This window comes from Halococcus sp. IIIV-5B (assembly GCF_003602035.1).
GTDB classification, from domain to species: Archaea; Halobacteriota; Halobacteria; order Halobacteriales; family Halococcaceae; genus Halococcus; species Halococcus salsus.
Genome location: NZ_QZWE01000008.1, coordinates 1 through 18,157 on the forward strand (window position 1 = coordinate 1; position 18,157 = coordinate 18,157).

An 18,157-nucleotide genomic window follows, 5' to 3' on the forward strand; every position below is an offset into this window, starting at 1 on the left:
GTTTCGTTGTTTCCGGTGAACTCCACGAGAGTAGCGCCAACGGTGGTTCACTTGGCGACGAAGACGAGATCAGTGGGAGTACCGCTGAGGGCTACGTCTCTGGTGGTACCGACTCATACGCCTTCTCGGGTAATCTAGTCTCATTCACTCTCGACGGTGATGCCACCGTCATGCTGAACGGCGACGAAATCGACCCCGGTGCGTACAACCTCATTTCGATCACCGCTGACTCACGTGCCGACTACACGTTCTCCGTGACGAGCGGGCTCGAGAAGAGTACCGCCGGCAACGGGACGATCGATTCTGGCGACAAGATATCAGGATCGACGGCGACCGGCTACGTCAACGGCGGTACTGACGCCTACACCTTCGCCGGCGAACTCATCAACCTCGACGTCGATGGCGACGCGACGGTCAGAGTGAACGGTGAAACGATCGCCGACTCGGGACCATCGCCAGTGCTCGGTATCCACAGTGGCATCAGCGACACGAACTTCGCGACCATCGACCGGATCGAGGAGTGGCAGGACGCACAGTATCCCGTCCAGACGATCTTCATCCCGTGGAACTCGGACGAGGGGCACCTGAACTGGCTGTTCGACTATCTCCTCCCGCGGATATGGGATGCGGGGCGGATCCCGCTCATCACGTGGGAGCCGTACACGCCGGGGGCGAGCGCCGCGTCGGTCGACACGCAGGCTATCGTCGAGAACCAGGAGTACAGCGCCTACCTCGAGAGCCTCGATACCACCACACCGGACGACATCGAGGTTCGAATCGCGAACGGGGAGTACGACGACTACCTCAAGACGTGGGTCTGGCGGCTCCGGCAGTGGCTCGCGGGTCCCGACGGCGAGCAGGGCACCGACGACGACCGCCGGGCGTACATCCGCCTCGCGCACGAGATGAACGGTGACTGGTACCCGTGGTCGCCGACGGTCGGGAACTCCTCGGCGTCGAGCTACGTCGAGATGTGGCGGCACGTCCACGACCAGTTCCGGTACTCGGGGATCGACACCGCGAACATCGAGTGGATGTGGTGTGTCAACGCCGAGGACCAGGGCTCGTACACCGCCGAGGAGCTCTATCCCGGCGACGACTACGTCGATTGGCTCTCGGTCGACGGATACCAGTGGGGGACGAGTCAGGACTGGTCGAGTTGGCGCTCGCCCGATGCCGTCTTCGGGAACATGCTCGGTCGGGTCCGAAACCTCGGGGACAAACCCGTCTGTATCGCCGAGACCGCGAGCAGTTCGGCAACGAACTCCGGGTCCGACCCTGCCCGGAAAGACGACTGGATCCGCAGCGCGTTCGAGTACTTCGACGACGAAGGCGTCGACATGTGGTGCTGGTTCAACGAGGACAAGGAGACCGACTGGGCGATGTTCAACGGCAGGCACGGCACCGAGCGGGTGAGCTACGACGGCGAGCGGGTCAACGCCTACACGGCCTATCGGGAGGGTGTCGACGCCTACTCGGGAGCTGGCGCGGCAGCCTCGGGTACGACCCCGCTCACGTCCGCGTCGTTCAACGGGGAGTAGCCTCAGTACCGGGAGAAGACGGGGCGGCTCGGGAAACGGGTCTCGTCACACGGGGCTCGGTGGGGGTAACCCTCGTCACGGCCGCCCGGTCGGGTTATTCGGGATCCGGACTTGTGTCTTTTGTCCGGTCGGCGAGCCCCGCGAGCTCGTCGGCTCGGTCGGCGATATCGCTCGGGGCGAGTGGTCCGTCCTCGGTGACGACGGTGACGGTGTCGGCTGGGGTGCGGTCGAAGGTCGGGTTCGCGACGTCGATCGTCTCCTCGCCGTCGTAGACTGCGTCACGAGCCCCGTCCTCGAAGTCGGGGTCGCCGTCGTAACTGATCTTGTCGCTCGACGTGACGGCGTAGGTAGGAATACCCTCGTGAGCGGCGGCGAGAGCGAGGCCGCGCGTCCCGACCTTGTTCACGATGCTTCCGTCCGGCAGGACCGTGTCCGCACCGACGAGCACGCATTCGACGGGACGGGTCGCGAGGAGATGCGGGAGGGCCGCGTCCACCGCGAGCGTCACCGAGCGGTCGTCGGCGAGCGCTTCCGCGACACCGACACCCTCACGCGCGGGCCGTGACTCGCCGACGATCACCGATGTCCCGTCGGCCGTTCGGAGCGCGTCGAGCACCGTTCCCGACCGGGAGAGCGTGACCACGGTCCCCGAGAGCAGGGCGGCCGCCTCGCGTGCGGCCGCGGCGTCCGCTTCGAACGCGCGTTCGATGCCGTCGATGGCGGCCCGCTCGACCGCTTCAGCCGTCCCGCTCTCGTTCGCCGTAGCCATCGCGCGGTTGACCCGGTTCCGGACGACCGCCATGCTCGGGCGCGCCGCGCGGAGATCCGCAGCGAGCGCCACGAGGTCGTCCCACTCGTGTTCGCCGCTTGGGTCGTCAGCCGTCGCGAGCCCGCCGGCGCGATCCCGGAGGACGGCGAGGGCGCGGACCGAAAGCCAGGCCGACCCGTGGTCGGTGTCCGCCGCGACCGTTTCGACCGTGGGCGCGACGCGTTCGTAGGCCCGCCTGAGACCGGGGACCGTCTCGCGCCGCCGGATCTCGGTCGGAGGGACCCACTCGAATTCGACGACTTCGTCACCGGGTTCGACGGCACGCGAGTCGCACTCGAACAGAAACGGGAATGACTCGCGGGACCCCTCTCGTCCGTCCTCGATCGGGAACGGCTCGCCGGTCCGAACGGGCGAACAGTCGTTCTCCGGCCCGACCACCGACCGGATCGCGTTTCGTGCACCCCGTTGGGGGTCGTCCGAAATGGTGTCCGCGACCCCATCCCACCGTCCGGGTTCCCCGTCCGATCCGCGTGGCCGAACCAGCAGAACCTCGCCACGATTTCGGAGGAAGCAGACGGCGGAGCGGTTGGCACGGACTGACATGGGTTTTCCTACACTTCGTCCGGGTCGGTCGTAAACGGTTGGGTCGCGTCGGGGCTGGTTCGGTTCCCGGGAATGGACGAGCGATCGTCTGGAAGGTCCCCTCGGAGTACCGGAACCCATGTCGTGCATGGACAGCCTCAAGTCACGGTAGGCCCGAGTACGAACAAGGATGTACGAACACGACGTCATCGTGGTCGGCGCGGGCGGGGCCGGCCTCCGGGCGGCGGTCGCGGCGGACGAGGAGGGTGCGGACGTCGCCCTCGTCTCGAAGCTCCATCCGGTGCGCTCGCACACCGGGGCGGCGGAGGGCGGGATCAACGCCGCGCTCCGCGAGGGCGACTCGTGGGAATCGCACGCGCAGGACACGATGAAGGGGTCTGACTATCTCGGCGATGCACCCGCCATCGAGACCCTGGTCCACCAGAGTCCCGACGAGGTGATCCAGCTCGAACACTGGGGGATGGCCTTCTCGCGCGAGGACGACGGTCGGATGAGCCAGCGGCCGTTCGGCGGACTCTCCTTCCCGCGGACGACCTACGCCGGTGCCGAAACCGGCCACCACCTGCTCCACACGATGTACGAGCAGGTCGTGAAGCGAGGGATCACCGTCTACGACGAGTGGTACGTCTCGAACCTCGCCGTGACCGACCACGACGACCCGGAGGAGCGCGAGTGCCACGGCGTCGTCGCCTACGACATTCAAACCGGCGAGATCGACGCGTTCAAGGCCCGAAACGGGGTCATCCTCGCGACAGGTGGTCCGGGACAGGTCTACGATCACACCACGAACGCCATCGCCAACACCGGCGACGGTCAGGCGATGGCCTACCGCGCGGGCGTCCCGCTCGAGGACATGGAGTTCGTCCAGTTCCACCCCACGACGCTTCCGTCCACTGGCGTCCTGATCACCGAGGGCGTCCGTGGCGAGGGTGGTATCCTCTACAACTCGGAGGGCGAGCGCTTCATGTTCGAGGGTGGCTACGCGAACAACGTCGGCGAGCTCGCGAGCCGTGACGTGGTCGCACGGGCGGAACTCGACGAGATCAACGCGGGCCGTGGCTTCGAGGACGACTACGTCCACCTCGACATGCGTCACCTCGGCGAGGAGCGGATCACCGATAGGCTGGAGAACATCATCCACCTCTCGGAGGACTTCGAGGGCGTCAACCCCCTGGAGGCCCCGATGCGGGTCAAGCCGGGACAGCACTACGAGATGGGTGGCATCGAGGTCGACGAGAACGGCGAGACCTGTATCGGCGGGCTCTACGCCGCGGGCGAGTGTGCCTGTGTCTCGGTCCACGGTTCGAACCGGCTGGGCGGGAACGCCCTGCCCGAACTCATCATCTTCGGGGCGCGCGCGGGTCGCCACGCCGCGGGCAAGGAGATGAAGCCCGCGGAGATCGAGACCGGGCCCTCGGCGAGCATCGGCTCCGGCGAGGTCGATAGCCCCGTCACACCTGGTGCGGTCGACACCACCGACGACGACGTGGTGGCGGATGGCGGCACCGCCACCGACGGCGGCGCGGTCGTCGGCATGGACGAGACGGTCGAGCACGCGCTCGAAACCGAGCGCGCCCGTATCGAACGGCTGCTCGAAAAGGACGAGGGCGTCCAGCACGCCGAGGTCCGCACCGAACTCCAGAAGTCGATGACGGCGAACGTCAACGTCTTCCGGAACGAGGAGGGCCTGAAGCAGGCGCTCCGTGACATCCGGCAGGCCCGCGAGGACTACGAGGACGTCTACGTCACCGACCCCTCGCGGACCTTCAACACCGACCTCCAGCACACCATCGAGACCCGGAACCTCATCGACCTCGCCGAGGCCATCACGCTCGGCGCACTCGCCCGCACCGAGTTCCGTGGCGCGCACTGGCGCGAGGGCTACCAGGAGCGCGACGACGAGAACTGGATCAAACACACCATGCTCTCCTGGAACGAGGGCTCGCCGAACCTCTACTACGCCCCGGTGATCCTCGAAGGCGAAGAGGGCGAGTACGAGCCGGTCGAGCGGCACTACTAACACCCACCTTTTGCTGCGGTCGCTCGCGTTGCTCGCTCCCTGGCAAAATGTGGATCAAAAGCGCGTCGGGTTCCCTCCGGTCACCCTCGCGCCCGCTCACTCACTCCGTTCGTTCGCGGTACAATAAACTAACACCTCCGCAACCGCTCCGCATAGCACCGCCGAAGCCCTCCGCGCGCGCTCACTTCGTTCCCGTGAGCGAAGCGAACGGGAGCACGGAGCGCGCGAAGTCGTTCGAGAGAGCTTCGCTCTCTCGTGATGACGAAACGGCTTCGCCGTTTCGAACCACGTGCTCCGGAGTTCGCTATTCGTTCGGCCTTCGGCCTCACTCACGCGCTCCGCCCTTCATCCACCAGGCACCGCTCCGCAACTGCTACCACCACCGCGGCGGCCACCGCACCGCACCCGCCGGCCGCGCCGCCGCCATCAACCAGACGAGTTTTCGTCGCGGGCGAAAAATCCGGGGTAATGAACGACGAACTCCGCGAGCAGGTCGAGCACGAGGCCGAAAAACACGCCCTGCTCAACGCGGTCAAACACGACAGCGACGCCGACGTCGGTGCGGTCATCGGCCCCCTGATGGGCGAGAATCCCGACTTCCGCGAACACGGCGACGAAGTCCCCGGTGTCGTCGCACCGGTGGTCTCACGGGTCAACGAACTCGACACCGAGGGCCGACAGAAACGCCTCGAAGTCGTCGCGCCCGACCTCCTCGCCGAACTCCGGACCGACGACGAGGGCGACGACCATCCCCTCCCGGACCTCTCGAATGCCGAGAACTCGACCGTGCGAATGCGCCTCGCACCCAACCCCAACGGGCCCTGGCACCTCGGTCACGGCCGGATGCCCGCCGTCATCGGCACCTACAAAGAGCGCTACGACGGCTGGATGCTCTGTCGATTCGACGACACCGACCCCGAGACCAAACGACCGGACCTCTCGGCCTACGACGCCATCGTGGGCGCTATCGAGTACCTCGGTTTCGAACCCGACGAGGTGGTCAAGGCCTCCGACCGGATGGAGACCTACTACGACCACGCGCGCGAACTCATCGAGTTGGGCGGGGCCTACACCTGCTCGTGTCCCGCCGGCGAGTTCTCGGACCTGAAGAACTCCGGCGAGGCGTGTCCCCACCGCGACAAGAGTCCCCAGAAAACCCGCGAGGAGTTCGAGGCGATGGTCGACGGCGAGTACGGTGCGGGTGAGATGGTGCTTCGCGTCCGCACCGACATCACCCACAAGAACCCCGCGCTCCGCGACTGGGTCGCCTTCCGGATGGTCGATACACCGCACCCGCGCGAGGAAGCCGACCAGTACCGCTGCTGGCCGCTCCTCGACTTCCAGTCGGGCGTCGACGACCATCTTTTCGGTATCACTCACATCATCCGCGGCATCGACCTCCAGGACTCGGCGAAGCGCCAGCGCTTCCTCTACGACTACTTCGGCTGGGAGTACCCCGAGGTCGTCCACTGGGGCCACGTCCAGGTCGAAGCCTACGACGTGCAGATGAGCACCTCGACGATCAAGGAGCGCATCGACGAGGGGTCACTCGACGGCTGGGACGACCCGCGCGCACCCACGCTCGCGAGCCTCCGGCGGCGCGGCATCGAGGGCGGGGCGATCACCGACGCGATGGTCGAGCTCGGCACCTCGACCTCGAACGTCGACCTCGCGATGAGTTCGATCTACGCCGCGAACCGCGAACGGGTCGACGATGACGCCGACCGCGCGTTCTTCGTTCGTGACGGCGTCGAGAGGACCCTCGACGGCGGACCGGAGACCGGCGAGCCGCCCGTCCACCCGGACCACACCGACCGCGGCGTTCGCGAGATCCCCGTCGACGAAGCGGTTCTCGTCGAACCCGACGACCTCCCGGACGAGGGCGAGCGCGTCTGGCTGAAGGGCTACGGTTGTGTCCGACACAGCGAGAACGAATTCGAGTTCGTCGGTACCGACATCGACGTGGTCCGCGAGGAGGACGTGCCGGTGGTCCACTGGGTTCCGGCGAACGAGAACCGCCCGCTCACGCTCCGGACGATGGAGGGCGACGTCGCGGGTCACGCCGAGCCCGGTATCGGCTCCGCCGACCCCGACGACGTCGTGCAGTTCGAGCGAATCGGGTTCGCTCGGATCGACCGGCAGGGCTCGGACGAGACGGTGGCGTACTTCGCGCATCCGTAGCGGGGACGGTTTCAGTAGTTATTAATCGCTCCCGGACGGATCGTAACTCATGGAGATCATCGACCCGCACATGCACATGGTCTCGCGCTCGGCCGACGACTACCAGCGCGCGCGGATGGCCGGCGTCGAGTGCTGCATCGAACCCGCCTTCTGGAGCGGTACCGACAAGGAGTACGCGGGCTCGTTCTTCGATTACTTCGAGCAGATAATCGACTTCGAGACCCAGCGCGCGGAGCGCGCGGGTGGGATGAGTCATTATGTGACGATCGGTCTCGAACCAAAGGAGTCGAACTACCGCGAGATGGCCGAGGAAGTCCTGGAGGGGATCCCCGAGTACCTCGACCGCGAGAACGTCGTCGGGGTCGGCGAGATCGGCTTCGACCAGCAGACGGATGCTGAAGAATGGGCGCTCCGCGAGCAGTTGCGGATGGCCGACGAGCGCGAACTCCCGGTCATCATCCACACCCCACACACCGACAAACTCTCCGGCACCGAGCGGATCGTGGAGGTCATCGAGGACGAGGGCGTGACCCAGGAGCGGATCGTGATCGACCACAACACGGCCGAGACCATCGAGACCTCCCTGACGACCGACTGCTACGTCGGCTTCACGCTCTACCCCGGGAAGATCGAGGACGAGGCCGCGATCGACCTCCTCGAGGAGTACGGCACCGACAAGATGCTGTTCAACAGCGCCGCCGACTGGGACCCCTCGGACCCCCTCGCGGTCCCCAAAGCACGGGACAAGATGCTGGACCGTGGCTGGGATCGCGAGGACGTCAAGAAGGTCGTCTTCGACAACCCCTACGAGTTCTTCGACCAGTCGCCGAACTTCGACTACGAGCGCCCATGAAGTTCGGCTTCTCGGCCAACGCGTTCCGCGAGTATACACCTGTGGAGACCATCGAGATCGTCGCCGACGCGGGCTACGACGGGATCGAACTCCTGTTCGACCGACCCCACCTCTACCCGCCCGACACGGATTCGGAAACCGTCGAGCGGGTCCAGCAGACCCTCGCCGACAACGACCTCGCGATCAGCAACTGCAACGCGTTCATGCTGACCGCGATCGAGGGCTTTCACCACCCCTCCTACATCGAGCCGGGCACCGACTACCGGCAGCGGCGGATCGACTACACGAAGGGCGCGCTCCGGACCGCGGCGGCGCTCGACCACGACTACATCTCGATCGAGCCCGGCGGTCCGATCCCCGAGGAGAAGTCCCGCGAGTGGGCGCTGGAGACGTTCATCGAGAGCCTCGACGAGGTCATCCCGGTCGCGGAGGAGGTCGGTGTGGACCTCCACGTCGAACCCGAACCCGACCTCCTGATCGAGACGGTCGACGAGTACCTCGAGTTCGTCAACCGGATCGACCATCCTCGGATCCGCTGTAACTTCGACGCGGGCCACCTCTTCTGTGTTGGCGAGGACCCGGTCGAAGCGTTCGCCGCGCTTGCCGACTACGTCGACCACGTCCACCTCGACGACATTCCCGAGGACCGCCGGCACGAACACACCCAGCTCGGCGAAGGCGCGATGGACATCGACGGCTTCCTCGGGGCGCTCGACGACGCGGGGTACGAGGAGTTCGTGACGGTCGAGCTCTACCCCTACGAGGAGACGGCGGCCGAGACCGTCGAGGACGCGATGGCCTACCTCGAAACCCACGGGTGGGCCTGAGACGGGTGCCGCGCGGCGACCTCCGGGACCGGTTCGAGGCCTACGCGAGTCTAGTCCGGCTGCCGAACCTCTTCAGCGCGCCGCCCGACGTGGTGCTCGGCGCGGCACTGGTCGCCGCGAGCGGTGGTTCGGTGTCGATCCCCGCGCTCGCCGGCCTCGCGCTCGCCTCCGTTCTCCTCTACGCGGGCGGCACGACGCTCAACGACTATTTCGATGCTCCAGCCGATGCACGGGAGCGCCCCGAGCGCCCGATCCCAAGCGGGCGGGTCTCGCGCGCGAGCGCAGGTGTCCTCGGTGGCGGTCTGCTGACGGCCGGAGTTCTCGTCGGCTCCCTCGCGGCTGGCCCGTGGGCTGGACTGGTCGCGGCGGCGCTCGCCGGCGTCGTGCTCGCCTACGACGGCTGGTTGAAGGGGACAGGCGTTGGATTCCTCGCGATGGGCGGTGCACGCGGCCTCGACGTCGCGCTCGGGTTCGCGGCGGGCGGCTTTCGGATACCGACTTGGACCGTGTTCGTCCCGCTGGTCGTGGTCGGCTACATCGCGCTCGTCACGCGGATGGCGGCGAACGAGGCCACCACTACCGAGCGGGACGTCGTGGCGGGCGCGGCGGGCGGGGTCGTCCTCGGCGGGGCCGCGGTTGTCGCGCTGCTCGGGGTCGTTCGACCGCCGCCCGTCGAGATCTTCCTCGCGCTCGCGCTCGTCGCGGGGTTCTTCGGATGGACCGGGCAGGCGATCGGGCGGGCCTACGCGACACCCCGGCCGGACACCGTCGGGCCGGCGGTCGGGACCTGCGTGCTCGCGCTCGTCGTCCTCGACGCGGCGTTCGCGGCGGTCGCGGGGGTTCCGTGGGCGCTCGCCGCGCTCGCGTTTCTGGTTCCCGCTCTCGGCTTCTCGCGGGTCTTCGACGTCTCGTAGACCACGCCCGTCTCGGAAGGCGTTTGGGCGCGGCGACCGTTCTTCGACCATGGTCGACCTCGCGTTCTCGACGAACGCCTACACCCGTCACCCGCTCCCCGAAGCGATCGACCGCATCGCCGGCCACGGCTACGACGGCGTCGAACTCCTCGCCGACACGCCGCACGCCTTCTTCCCCGAGTTCACCGATTCGGACCGCGAGGCCACGCTCGCGGCGCTCGACGACACTGAACTACCCGTGTCGAGCGTCAACGCCAACACCGCCGCGGGCTACTACGACGACGCGCCGCCGTCCTCGTTCTTCGATCCGAGCATCGTGACCGACGACGACGAGGACCGCGAGTGGCGGATCGAGTACACGAAACGCGCCATCGAGTTCGCCGACGCCGTCGACGCGCCCGCGGTCAGCATCGGCACCGGCCGGCCGCTCGCCAACAACCCGCCCGAGCAGGCTCACGAGTACCTCCGCGACTCGCTCCACGCGATCCTCGACCACGCCGAAGAACACGACGTCCGGGTCGGGATCGAGTACGAACCCGAACTCCTCGTCGAGTGTACGGACGAGGTGCTCGCGCTGATCGGCGACGTGGGTCGGGATTCGCTCGGCGTCAACCTCGATCTGGGCCACGCGGCGGTCTATGGCGAGGATCCGGCCGAGGCGATCCGCCAGTGTGCGGGCCACATCACGGGGATCCACCTCGAAGACATCGCGGGCGGGCGACGCGGCAAACACTACCATCTGGTGCCGGGCGACGGCGACCTCGACTTCCGAGCGATGTTCGACGCGCTCGACGACGTCGGCTACGACGGGTTCGCGACGCTCGAACTCTACACCTACACCGCGAACCCCGACGAGGCCGCCGACCGGGCCGCCGACGCGCTCGCCGAGTTCCGATAGCGACCCGGCGGGCGGTCCGAAACTCCGATAACCTCAAACCCACGTCGAACGCGGTTCGGACATGGAGTTCCACGACGCGGCGAACTTCCTCTTCGGGCTTCGCCGTTACCCCCCGAGACCAGGGCTCGCGGCCACCAAGTCCCTGCTCGACCATCTCGGCGACCCCCACGAGGGACTGACGGTGGTCCAGATCGCCGGCTCGAACGGCAAGGGGAGCACCGCCAGGATGACCGAGTCGGTCCTCCGCGAGGCGGGGCTCGACGTCGGTCTCTACACCTCGCCCCACCTCGACTCGGTCCGCGAGCGGATCCGGACGAACGGCCGCCAGCTGACCGAGGCCGCGCTCGTGGAGTACGTCGAGACCGTCCGGCCGTACGTCCTCGACCGCGCGGCCGCGGGGACGTCGCCCACCTTCTTCGAGACGGTGACGGGGCTCGCGCTCTGGGCGTTCGCTCGAAACGAGGTCGACGTCGCGGTCCTCGAGGTCGGCATCGGCGGGCGCTACGACGCCACCAGCGTGACCGACCCCCTCGTGAGCGCGGTGACCAGCGTGACGCTCGAACACACCGACGTCCTCGGCGACACCGTCGAGGCGATCGGACGCGACCTGGCCCACGTCGCACCCGCCGACGGCCGACTCGTGACCGCCGCCGACGGCGACGCGCTCGCGGGGATCGAGGCACAGGCCGACGAGGTGGTTCGAGTCGGCGACGGCGGGGCCGTCGAGGTGTCCTACGGCGGCCGAACGGGGATCGAGGGACGCGTGCGGCTCTCCGGTTCGGACTGGCGCGTCGAAACCCCGATTCCACTGGTCGGCGCACACCAGGCCGACAACGCCGGCGTCGCGACGCTGCTCGCGAGACAGGTCTCGTCGGCGCTCGACGTTGACCTTCCGACGGACACCGTCGAGCGCGGGCTCCGCACCGCCCACTGGCCCGGCCGGTTCGAGGTCATGGAACGCGAGCCCTTGGCGGTGCTCGACGGAGCCCACAACCCCGGTGCGTGCGAGCGGCTCGCGAGCACCTTGGCGGAGTTCGACTACGACGACCTCCACCTCGTCTTCGGCGCGCTCGCGGACAAGGACCACGGGGGGATGGTCGAGGGGCTCCCGACCCCCGACAGCGTCGTGGCCTGCCGGCCCGACGTCGACCGGGCCGAGGACAACGCGGTGCTCGCGGGGGTCTTCGAGGACGTCACCGGGATCGACGTCGAGACGACCAGCGACGTCACCGACGCGCTCGCGAACGCGCTCGCGCGGGCGAACCCCGACGACTGCGTGCTGGTCTGTGGCTCGCTCTACACCGTTCGGGAGGCCAGAACCCGCTGGAGCCGGCTCGACGTTCCGAAGGACGTCGACGACGTGGCCGACGCCCGGCAGGCGCTTCGGGAGACCCACGTCACCGACCCCGGCGTCTACCGGATGCGCGGCAAGGCGGTCCACCGAACCCTGAAGACCCGTGTTCGGCCGCGGCAGGCCCAGTACTTGAAGGAGGAGCTCCTCTCGCTCGGTGGCGAGTGTGCGATCTCGGGGCTCAACGACCAGAACGAGGAGTTCCTCGACGTCCTCCTGATGGGCACCCTCGCGCAGTTCAAGCGGCTCACCCGGAAGCTCGACGCCCAGCCCTACGGCCTCGGGCCGCTGGCCGAGGGCATCGCCGACGCGCTTTCGCTGGCGGACGAGGGTGGGAACCGGAGCTACCCGTGGGACGACCGAACCGCTGTGATGGGCATCCTGAACGTCACCCCCGACAGCTTCCACGACGGCGGCGAGTTCGACACCACCGAGCGCGCCGTCGCGCGCGCCGAGGAGATGCTGGCGAACGACGTCGACGTCATCGACGTCGGCGGCGAGAGCACGCGACCCGGTGCGGACGAGGTTCCGGTCGCGGACGAGCGCGACCGGGTGGTGCCCGTCATCGAGCGGCTCGCGGATCTCGATGTCCTCGTCTCTATCGACACTCGGAAGGCGTCGGTGGCGCGCGCGGCGCTCGACGCCGGCGCGGACATCGTGAACGACGTCTCGGGGCTCGCCGACCCCGAGATGCGGTTCGTGGTGGCCGAGTACGACTGTCCCGTGGTGGTGATGCACAGCATCGACGCGCCGGTCGACCCCAGCACCGAAGTCGACTACGACGACGTGGTCACGGATACGCTCCGCGAGCTCCGCGAGACGATCTTGGTGGCCGAACGCGCGGGCATCGACCGTGAGAACGTCATCGTCGACCCGGGGGTCGGTTTCGGGAAGAGTAGAACCGAAAGCTTCGCCGTGCTCGGTCGGCTCGGCGAGTTCCGCGCGCTCGGTTGCCCGATACTGTTCGGTCACTCCCACAAGTCGATGTTCGACCTCGTGGGACGCGACGCCGACGAGCGCCTCCAGGCGACGGTGGCGGCGAGCGCGGTGGCCGCCGAACGCGGTGCCGACATCCTGCGGGTTCACGACGTCGCGGAGACCGTGGCGGCGGTCCGGGTCAGCGAGGCCGCGAACGACCCCGACGCGTTCACCACCGATTGAAGCACTCGGCGAGCGCGCCGTCGGCGGGCGGCAACAGCGCTTTCCACCACCGACCCGACCGTCGAGCATGGCCTTCGAACCCGTCGATCTCGACCACGTCGCGCTCCGCGTCGGCGACCTCGACGACGCGCTCGCGTTCTACCACGACCGCCTCGGGCTCGCCGTCCGGGACCGGGACGCCTTCGAACGCGACGAGGTCCCGTTCGTGGCGGTCGCCGCCGGCGGCCGACACCTCCACCTCGTGCCGACCGACGAGCCCTTCGACGTCGACGGCGAGCACGTCTGTCTGTTGCTCCGATCCGACGAGACCGACACCCGCGAGGCGATGGCGACGCTGCTCGACGAGCTCCGCGAGGCGGGCGTGACGGTCGAGTCGGGCGAGCCCCACGAACGGCTCGGGGCCTACGGTCGCGACTGGGCGGCCTACGTTCGCGACCCCGACGGCCGCCGGGTCGAACTCAAACTCCACTGAGACGGGCCGAATCCGTCCCGATCCTCCCCGTACGATCTAGCTACCTAGTGATATTCGTTACAATAGCAACCCGCATTGTCCTATGTAGATGACGTTCGCAACACAGTCGGTCCGGACCGAAAGAAACGTTACCGAGGTCTGTCACGCCCTGCTGGACGGCCGTTCGGACGACATCCTCGTGGTCGGCCCGTCGCCGGCGGTCATCGACGGTCTCCTCGACGCCCTCGACGACCACACCGACCCACCCACGATACGCCTGCTCGCGGCCGAGTCGGTGCTGAAGACGTTCGTGCGTGACTTCACGGACGCGGCGACCCTCGCGGACTTCGTCGCCACCGACGTGGTCTCGCTGAGCGTCTCGGCGGACCTCTTCGATGGCCCGCTCGTGCTGACCGACGACGAGGTGGTGTCGGTCGTCTCCACCGAGAACCGGAGTGCGATCCTGAGCACCGACGACGAGACGTTCGCCGCGACCGCCCGGGAGGAGTACACCGCGTGCTGGGAGAACGCCGAGCCGTTCAGCCTCCGAACCCCGCCGCTCTCGCGCGTCCACGAGACCATGAACGAGGAGTTCGGCTCCGAGACCACGGCGGACTTCGAGCGGATGCGCGCCTCGCTCGCCCGCGACGACGCCTCGGGCGATCTCGACGAGGTGGACATCAGCCTGCTCGCCGCGGCGAAGAACGAGGTGCTCCTCTACGACCTCAGTACGTGGGGCGAGAGCGTCGGTCTCGCCAGTCGCGCGACCTTCTCACGGAAGAAGACCCAGTTCGAGGACGCCGGCCTGATAGAGACCGAGAAGGTCCCGATCGACGTGGGCCGGCCACGGCTCCGGCTCCTGCTCGGGGACGACCGCCTTCGCGACGCCACCGACTTGGTCGCGACCGCCGAGGAGCTGCTCGCGGACGCCGACGTCTGAGGACGCACTGATTCGTTCGGTCCGATATCCTTCGAGCGCCGTCAGACCTGGCCGTAACCCTGGAGCGAGAGCCAGACCGACCCGACCACCAGCACGAGCCCGACGACGACGACCGCCCAGTCGACGGTGTCGAACGCCGGTTTGTCGTAGAACGTCCGGTCGCGTCGCGGGTCGAACCCACGGGCTTCGAGCGCCATCGCCTGGGTCTGGACCGACCGGACCGCGGTCATGAACACCGGGACGATCAGCGGGATGTAGGCCCGGAATCGGGCGATCGGGTTCGTCCCGCTCACCTCGTGGCCGCGGGCGGCCTGGGCCTGCCGGACGGTACCGGTCGCGCCGAGGAAGGTCGGGAACAGCCGGAGGGCGGTCCCGACCGCGAAACAGAAGGCGTAGGGGAGCCCCAGCGACCGGAGGCCGGTGACGATCTCCTCGTTCGAGGTGGTCGTGATGAACAGCAGCCCACCGAGGATGAACGCCACGATGCGTTCGCTCCGCCCGAGCGCGAACAGGAGCTCGTAGGTCGTGACGGCGAACCACGGGGTCTGGAGCACGACGGTGTCACCAGGTGGGGTGAACGCCGGCCAGAGCACGAACCCGACGAGGAACACCGCGACGATCACGAACGAGAGGCGCTTGACGTTGCGCCACCCGCCGGCGTACACCAGCGCGGCGAACAGCGCGACGAGTGGGACGGCGACCACGACGGGGTTCCCGAAGACGTAGGCGGTCGTGAGCACGCCGACCAGCAACGCGAGCATCGACCGGGCGTTGAGGCGGTGGAGCATCGTGGGTTTGTCGACGTAGAGCGAGGTCGAGCCGCTCATTCGAGGCCCCCGTCGTTCGCCGTTCCCCGCGGTGTACTGTCGGCCGAGACCGCGTTCTCGCCGCCGAGCCCGGCCACCACCTCGTCGACCGAGAGCGCCGGCAGGTCGCCCTCCCCCGCGAGCCGGTTCGAGAGCGCGACCGGTTGCGGGGACTTGAGGTCCCAGCGTTCGAGCGCGTCGGCGTCGGCGAACAGCTCACGGGTCGGGCGGTCGGCGACCTTCTCGCCGTCGGCCATCACCACCGTTCGGGGCGCGTACCGTGCCACCGTACCCATACTGTGGGTCACCATCACCAGCGTGAGCCCCTCCTCGCGGTTCAGCCGGGCCGCGAGGTCGAGGAACTGGCGTTGCTGTGCGGCGTCGAGCCCCGTCGTGGGTTCGTCGAAGACGATGACCTCGGGGTCGGTGGCGAGGATGCTCGCGAGCGCGACCCGCTGGCGTTGGCCCTTCGAGAGGCTGAACGGGTCGGCCTCCTCCAACCCGTCGAGTTCGACGGTCTCGATCGCGCGCTCGACTCGCCGGTCGAGGTCCTCGCCCTCCAGCCCGAAGTTCTCCGGGCCAAACCGAACCTCCTCGGCCACCGAGGTCGCGAAGATCTGGTGGTCGGGGTTCTGGAAGACGTAGCCGACCGACCGACCGACCTCGCCCATCGAGAGCGCGGAGACGTCGCGGTCGCGCCACCGCGCGCTCCCCGAATCCGGGGCGAGCAGGCCATTGAAGTGTTTCGCGAGGGTGGTCTTCCCGCTGCCGTTGTGGCCGACGATGGCGACCACCTCGCCCTCGCGGACCGTGAGGTCCACGCCGTCGACCGCCCGGACGACGCCCTGGTCGGTGTCGTAGGTATGCACGAGGTCGTCGAACTCGAAGACCGGGTCGCCGAGGGAGCCGCCGGTGCCGGCCGGCGCGCCCGGAAGCGAGCCGTCGCGGGTCGCGGGCGGGGTCCATTCGAGGTCGCTCCCGGCGACGCACTCGACCGCCTCCTCGACCGCCAGCGGGTTCTCGTCCGTCCAGCCCACCCGGTCGAACACGTCGACGACGGCGGGAACGCCGACACGCGCCTCGCGGAGCGCGTCGGCGTCGGTGAACACCTCGCGCGCGGTGCCGTGACGGAAGACCCGGCCACCGCGAAGGAGCACCGCCCGGTCGGCGAGCAACGCCTCCTCGATCTTGTGGGTCACCAGCACGATGTCGCTCGGGCTGCCCGCCTCGCCCGCGTGGTCGGCGAGCGAACGGACCACCGAGAGGGTGTCGCGGCTGCCGCCGGGGTCCAGGTCGCTCGTGGGTTCGTCGAGGAGCAGGAGGTCCGGGTGGTTCGCCATCACGCCGGCGAAGACGAGGCGCTGTTTCTGCCCGCCCGAGAGGGTGTCGGGCGAGCGGCGGCGGTCGAGGTCGGAGAGCCCCATCAGGTCGAGCGAGCGCTCGATACGGTCGCCGATCTCTTCGGGCGGGACCGCGAGGTTCTCGGGCCCGAAGGCCACCTCCGCCGAGATGCTCGTCCCGAAGAGCTGGTCCTCGTAGTCCTGGAGCACCATTCCGACTACCTCGGCCATCTCGCTGACACGGGCCTCGGTGGCGTCGCGACCGAGCACCGTGACGTCGCCCGAGAACGAGCCCGTGATGAAGTCGGGGATAATCGAGTTGAGGGTACGGAGGAGGGTGGACTTCCCACCGCCGCTCGCACCCATCACGACGGTAAACGAACCGGGGGCGAAGTCGAGGCTCGTGCCGCGGAGCACCGGCCCGCCGCGTTCGTCGGGGTCCGGTGCCGAATCGTCGGCGAAGGTCGCGGCATCCGGCAGGTCCACGCCCTGCTCGTAGGCGAAGACCACGTCTTCGAGCCGGGCTGCGGGGTCGGTTTCGTCGGTCGCTTCTCCCATTCTTATGGTTCGCTCGCTTCCCACACGGTTAAACGCAATTTTTTAGCTCACGATCGACGAGAGTCGTTCACCCGAGATCGCCGCGAAGGCGAACGCGAGAACGAGCCCGACCGCGCCGAGCACCAGCTGGACGGTCGACCCCGGAGGTGCGACGAACGTTCCGACCGCGATCCAGACGAACGCGACGACGAGGAGCCCGACGGCGGCGAGCTGCGTTCGCGAACTGCTCACGTTCGGGAGGTCCTCATTTCGCATCACGTCGGGGTAGAGGAGACCGAGGTCCTTGACCCGGCCCCAGAGCAGGAAGAGCAGGATCGGCCCGAGGATCGCCGACGTGAGGAAGTTGTTGATGCCGATCGAGACGCTGATCGCCGGGAAGGGCGCGAGGCCGAGGGTGTCGAGTCCCCACGCGATGGTCGACGCGGTGAGCGCCGAGGCGACCGCCGCGATGACGACGTACTCGGCGAGCTGTTTGCCGGTGTTCGTACGGAAGTTCGGTTCGTTGCCGCTCGACAGCGGCCCGAGGCTCCCCCAGAGCTTGTAGCCGATCATCCCGTAGAAGAAGTTGCCGATGAACCCGAAGATGCTCCCCGGCGAGAGCGTCCCGCCGAAGATATCGCCGATCAGGTTGCCGATCGCCGACCCCCAGGCCGCCGCGGGGCCGAACATCAGCCCGAAGATCACCGGGAACACGTTCGCGGGGCGAACGCTGACGAAGCCTGGGATGATCTGAAACGCCTTGAACGGGATCAGGATCGCGGCGTAGACGGCCGCCACCACCGCGACCAACATGATCATTCGGGTATCACGCCACATCGTGAATGCTTCTCGCATTATACGACGGTCCTCGAAGACGCTACGCTTAAAATATTTGCTTTCGCTTGGATGCCTGATCGCTTTCGCGCCGTATTCCGTCACATTCGACACAGCACTAGGGGAGCCTG

Annotated in this window: 14 protein-coding genes; 10 read left to right on the forward strand and 4 right to left on the reverse strand. The window is 67.9% G+C overall.

The annotated features are described in order from the left end of the window. Positions 1–1,541: glycoside hydrolase family 26 protein (locus D3261_RS07465; RefSeq protein WP_255409211.1), on the forward strand; the 1,541-nt coding region annotated here is incomplete at its 5' end. 94 nt (positions 1,542–1,635) lie between these two features. Here D3261_RS07465 and D3261_RS07470 read toward each other — a convergent pair. Further along, positions 1,636–2,913: an initiation factor 2B gene (locus D3261_RS07470; RefSeq protein WP_199693948.1), complete on the reverse strand. Its 1,278-nt coding sequence runs from the start codon at positions 2,911–2,913 to the stop codon at positions 1,636–1,638. A gap of 169 nt (positions 2,914–3,082) precedes the next feature. On the opposite strand from D3261_RS07470, the gene D3261_RS07475 reads away from it, so the two are divergent. The 9 genes from D3261_RS07475 to tbsP all read left to right on the forward strand — a co-directional run bounded on the left by D3261_RS07475 (position 3,083) and on the right by tbsP (position 14,509). Then, positions 3,083–4,933, forward strand: coding sequence for an FAD-binding protein (locus tag D3261_RS07475; RefSeq protein WP_120070984.1), 1,851 nt, complete (start codon positions 3,083–3,085; stop codon positions 4,931–4,933). A 468-nt stretch (positions 4,934–5,401) separates the two neighbouring features. Next, entirely contained in the window at positions 5,402–7,114 is a 1,713-nt protein-coding gene (locus D3261_RS07480; RefSeq protein WP_120070987.1) for a glutamate--tRNA ligase, read from the forward strand. 49 nt (positions 7,115–7,163) lie between these two features. Continuing rightward, a complete protein-coding gene (locus D3261_RS07485; RefSeq protein ID WP_120070989.1) occupies positions 7,164–7,967 on the forward strand; it encodes a TatD family hydrolase in 804 nt (267 codons plus the stop codon). Further along, positions 7,964–8,794, forward strand: coding sequence for a sugar phosphate isomerase/epimerase (locus D3261_RS07490; protein WP_120070992.1), 831 nt, complete (start codon positions 7,964–7,966; stop codon positions 8,792–8,794). Before D3261_RS07485 ends, D3261_RS07490 begins: the two co-directional genes overlap by 4 nt. Positions 8,795–8,799: 5 nt before the next feature. Next, complete coding sequence (locus tag D3261_RS07495) at positions 8,800–9,708, forward strand: UbiA family prenyltransferase (protein ID WP_233553929.1); 909 nt, start codon at positions 8,800–8,802, stop codon at positions 9,706–9,708. A 49-nt stretch (positions 9,709–9,757) separates the two neighbouring features. Beyond that, positions 9,758–10,606, forward strand: a complete 849-nt coding sequence (locus D3261_RS07500) for a sugar phosphate isomerase/epimerase (protein ID WP_120070997.1) — start codon at positions 9,758–9,760, stop codon at positions 10,604–10,606. Positions 10,607–10,667: 61 nt separating this feature from the next. Beyond that, complete coding sequence (gene folP, locus D3261_RS07505) at positions 10,668–13,118, forward strand: dihydropteroate synthase (RefSeq protein ID WP_120070999.1); 2,451 nt, start codon at positions 10,668–10,670, stop codon at positions 13,116–13,118. 67 nt (positions 13,119–13,185) lie between these two features. Continuing rightward, on the forward strand, positions 13,186–13,590 hold the full coding sequence (locus D3261_RS07510) for a VOC family protein (protein ID WP_120071002.1): 405 nt from the start codon (positions 13,186–13,188) through the stop codon (positions 13,588–13,590). An 88-nt stretch (positions 13,591–13,678) separates the two neighbouring features. Then, positions 13,679–14,509 (forward strand): transcriptional regulator TbsP, encoded by an 831-nt coding sequence (gene tbsP, locus D3261_RS07515; protein WP_120071004.1) that lies wholly within the window; start codon positions 13,679–13,681, stop codon positions 14,507–14,509. A gap of 41 nt (positions 14,510–14,550) precedes the next feature. Here the strand turns inward: tbsP and D3261_RS07520 are convergent, their stop codons facing one another. The 3 genes from D3261_RS07520 to D3261_RS07530 are packed head-to-tail and all read right to left on the reverse strand — an operon-like array spanning position 14,551 to position 18,047. Continuing rightward, positions 14,551–15,336 carry an energy-coupling factor transporter transmembrane protein EcfT gene (locus D3261_RS07520; protein ID WP_120071006.1) on the reverse strand — a complete coding sequence of 262 codons (786 nt, stop codon included), beginning with the start codon at positions 15,334–15,336 and terminating at the stop codon, positions 14,551–14,553. Next, the gene (locus tag D3261_RS07525) at positions 15,333–17,213 is read right to left on the reverse strand and encodes an ABC transporter ATP-binding protein (RefSeq protein WP_120071009.1); all 1,881 of its coding nucleotides are present in this window, start codon (positions 17,211–17,213) and stop codon (positions 15,333–15,335) included. Before D3261_RS07525 ends, D3261_RS07520 begins: the two co-directional genes overlap by 4 nt. A 42-nt stretch (positions 17,214–17,255) precedes the next feature. Then, on the reverse strand, positions 17,256–18,047 hold the full coding sequence (locus D3261_RS07530) for a QueT transporter family protein (RefSeq protein ID WP_233553930.1): 792 nt from the start codon (positions 18,045–18,047) through the stop codon (positions 17,256–17,258). Positions 18,048–18,157 lie beyond the last annotated feature (110 nt).

Coding starts and splice junctions, on each gene's coding strand:
- D3261_RS07500 (WP_120070997.1), top strand. CDS start 9,758: ATGGTCGACCTCGCGTTCTCGACGAACGCCTACACCCGTCACCCGCTC.
- folP (WP_120070999.1), top strand. CDS start 10,668: ATGGAGTTCCACGACGCGGCGAACTTCCTCTTCGGGCTTCGCCGTTAC.
- D3261_RS07480 (WP_120070987.1), top strand. CDS start 5,402: ATGAACGACGAACTCCGCGAGCAGGTCGAGCACGAGGCCGAAAAACAC.
- D3261_RS07530 (WP_233553930.1), bottom strand. CDS start 18,047: ATGCGAGAAGCATTCACGATGTGGCGTGATACCCGAATGATCATGTTG.
- D3261_RS07510 (WP_120071002.1), top strand. CDS start 13,186: ATGGCCTTCGAACCCGTCGATCTCGACCACGTCGCGCTCCGCGTCGGC.
- D3261_RS07490 (WP_120070992.1), top strand. CDS start 7,964: ATGAAGTTCGGCTTCTCGGCCAACGCGTTCCGCGAGTATACACCTGTG.
- D3261_RS07520 (WP_120071006.1), bottom strand. CDS start 15,336: ATGAGCGGCTCGACCTCGCTCTACGTCGACAAACCCACGATGCTCCAC.
- D3261_RS07485 (WP_120070989.1), top strand. CDS start 7,164: ATGGAGATCATCGACCCGCACATGCACATGGTCTCGCGCTCGGCCGAC.
- D3261_RS07525 (WP_120071009.1), bottom strand. CDS start 17,213: ATGGGAGAAGCGACCGACGAAACCGACCCCGCAGCCCGGCTCGAAGAC.
- D3261_RS07470 (WP_199693948.1), bottom strand. CDS start 2,913: ATGTCAGTCCGTGCCAACCGCTCCGCCGTCTGCTTCCTCCGAAATCGT.
- tbsP (WP_120071004.1), top strand. CDS start 13,679: ATGACGTTCGCAACACAGTCGGTCCGGACCGAAAGAAACGTTACCGAG.
- D3261_RS07475 (WP_120070984.1), top strand. CDS start 3,083: ATGTACGAACACGACGTCATCGTGGTCGGCGCGGGCGGGGCCGGCCTC.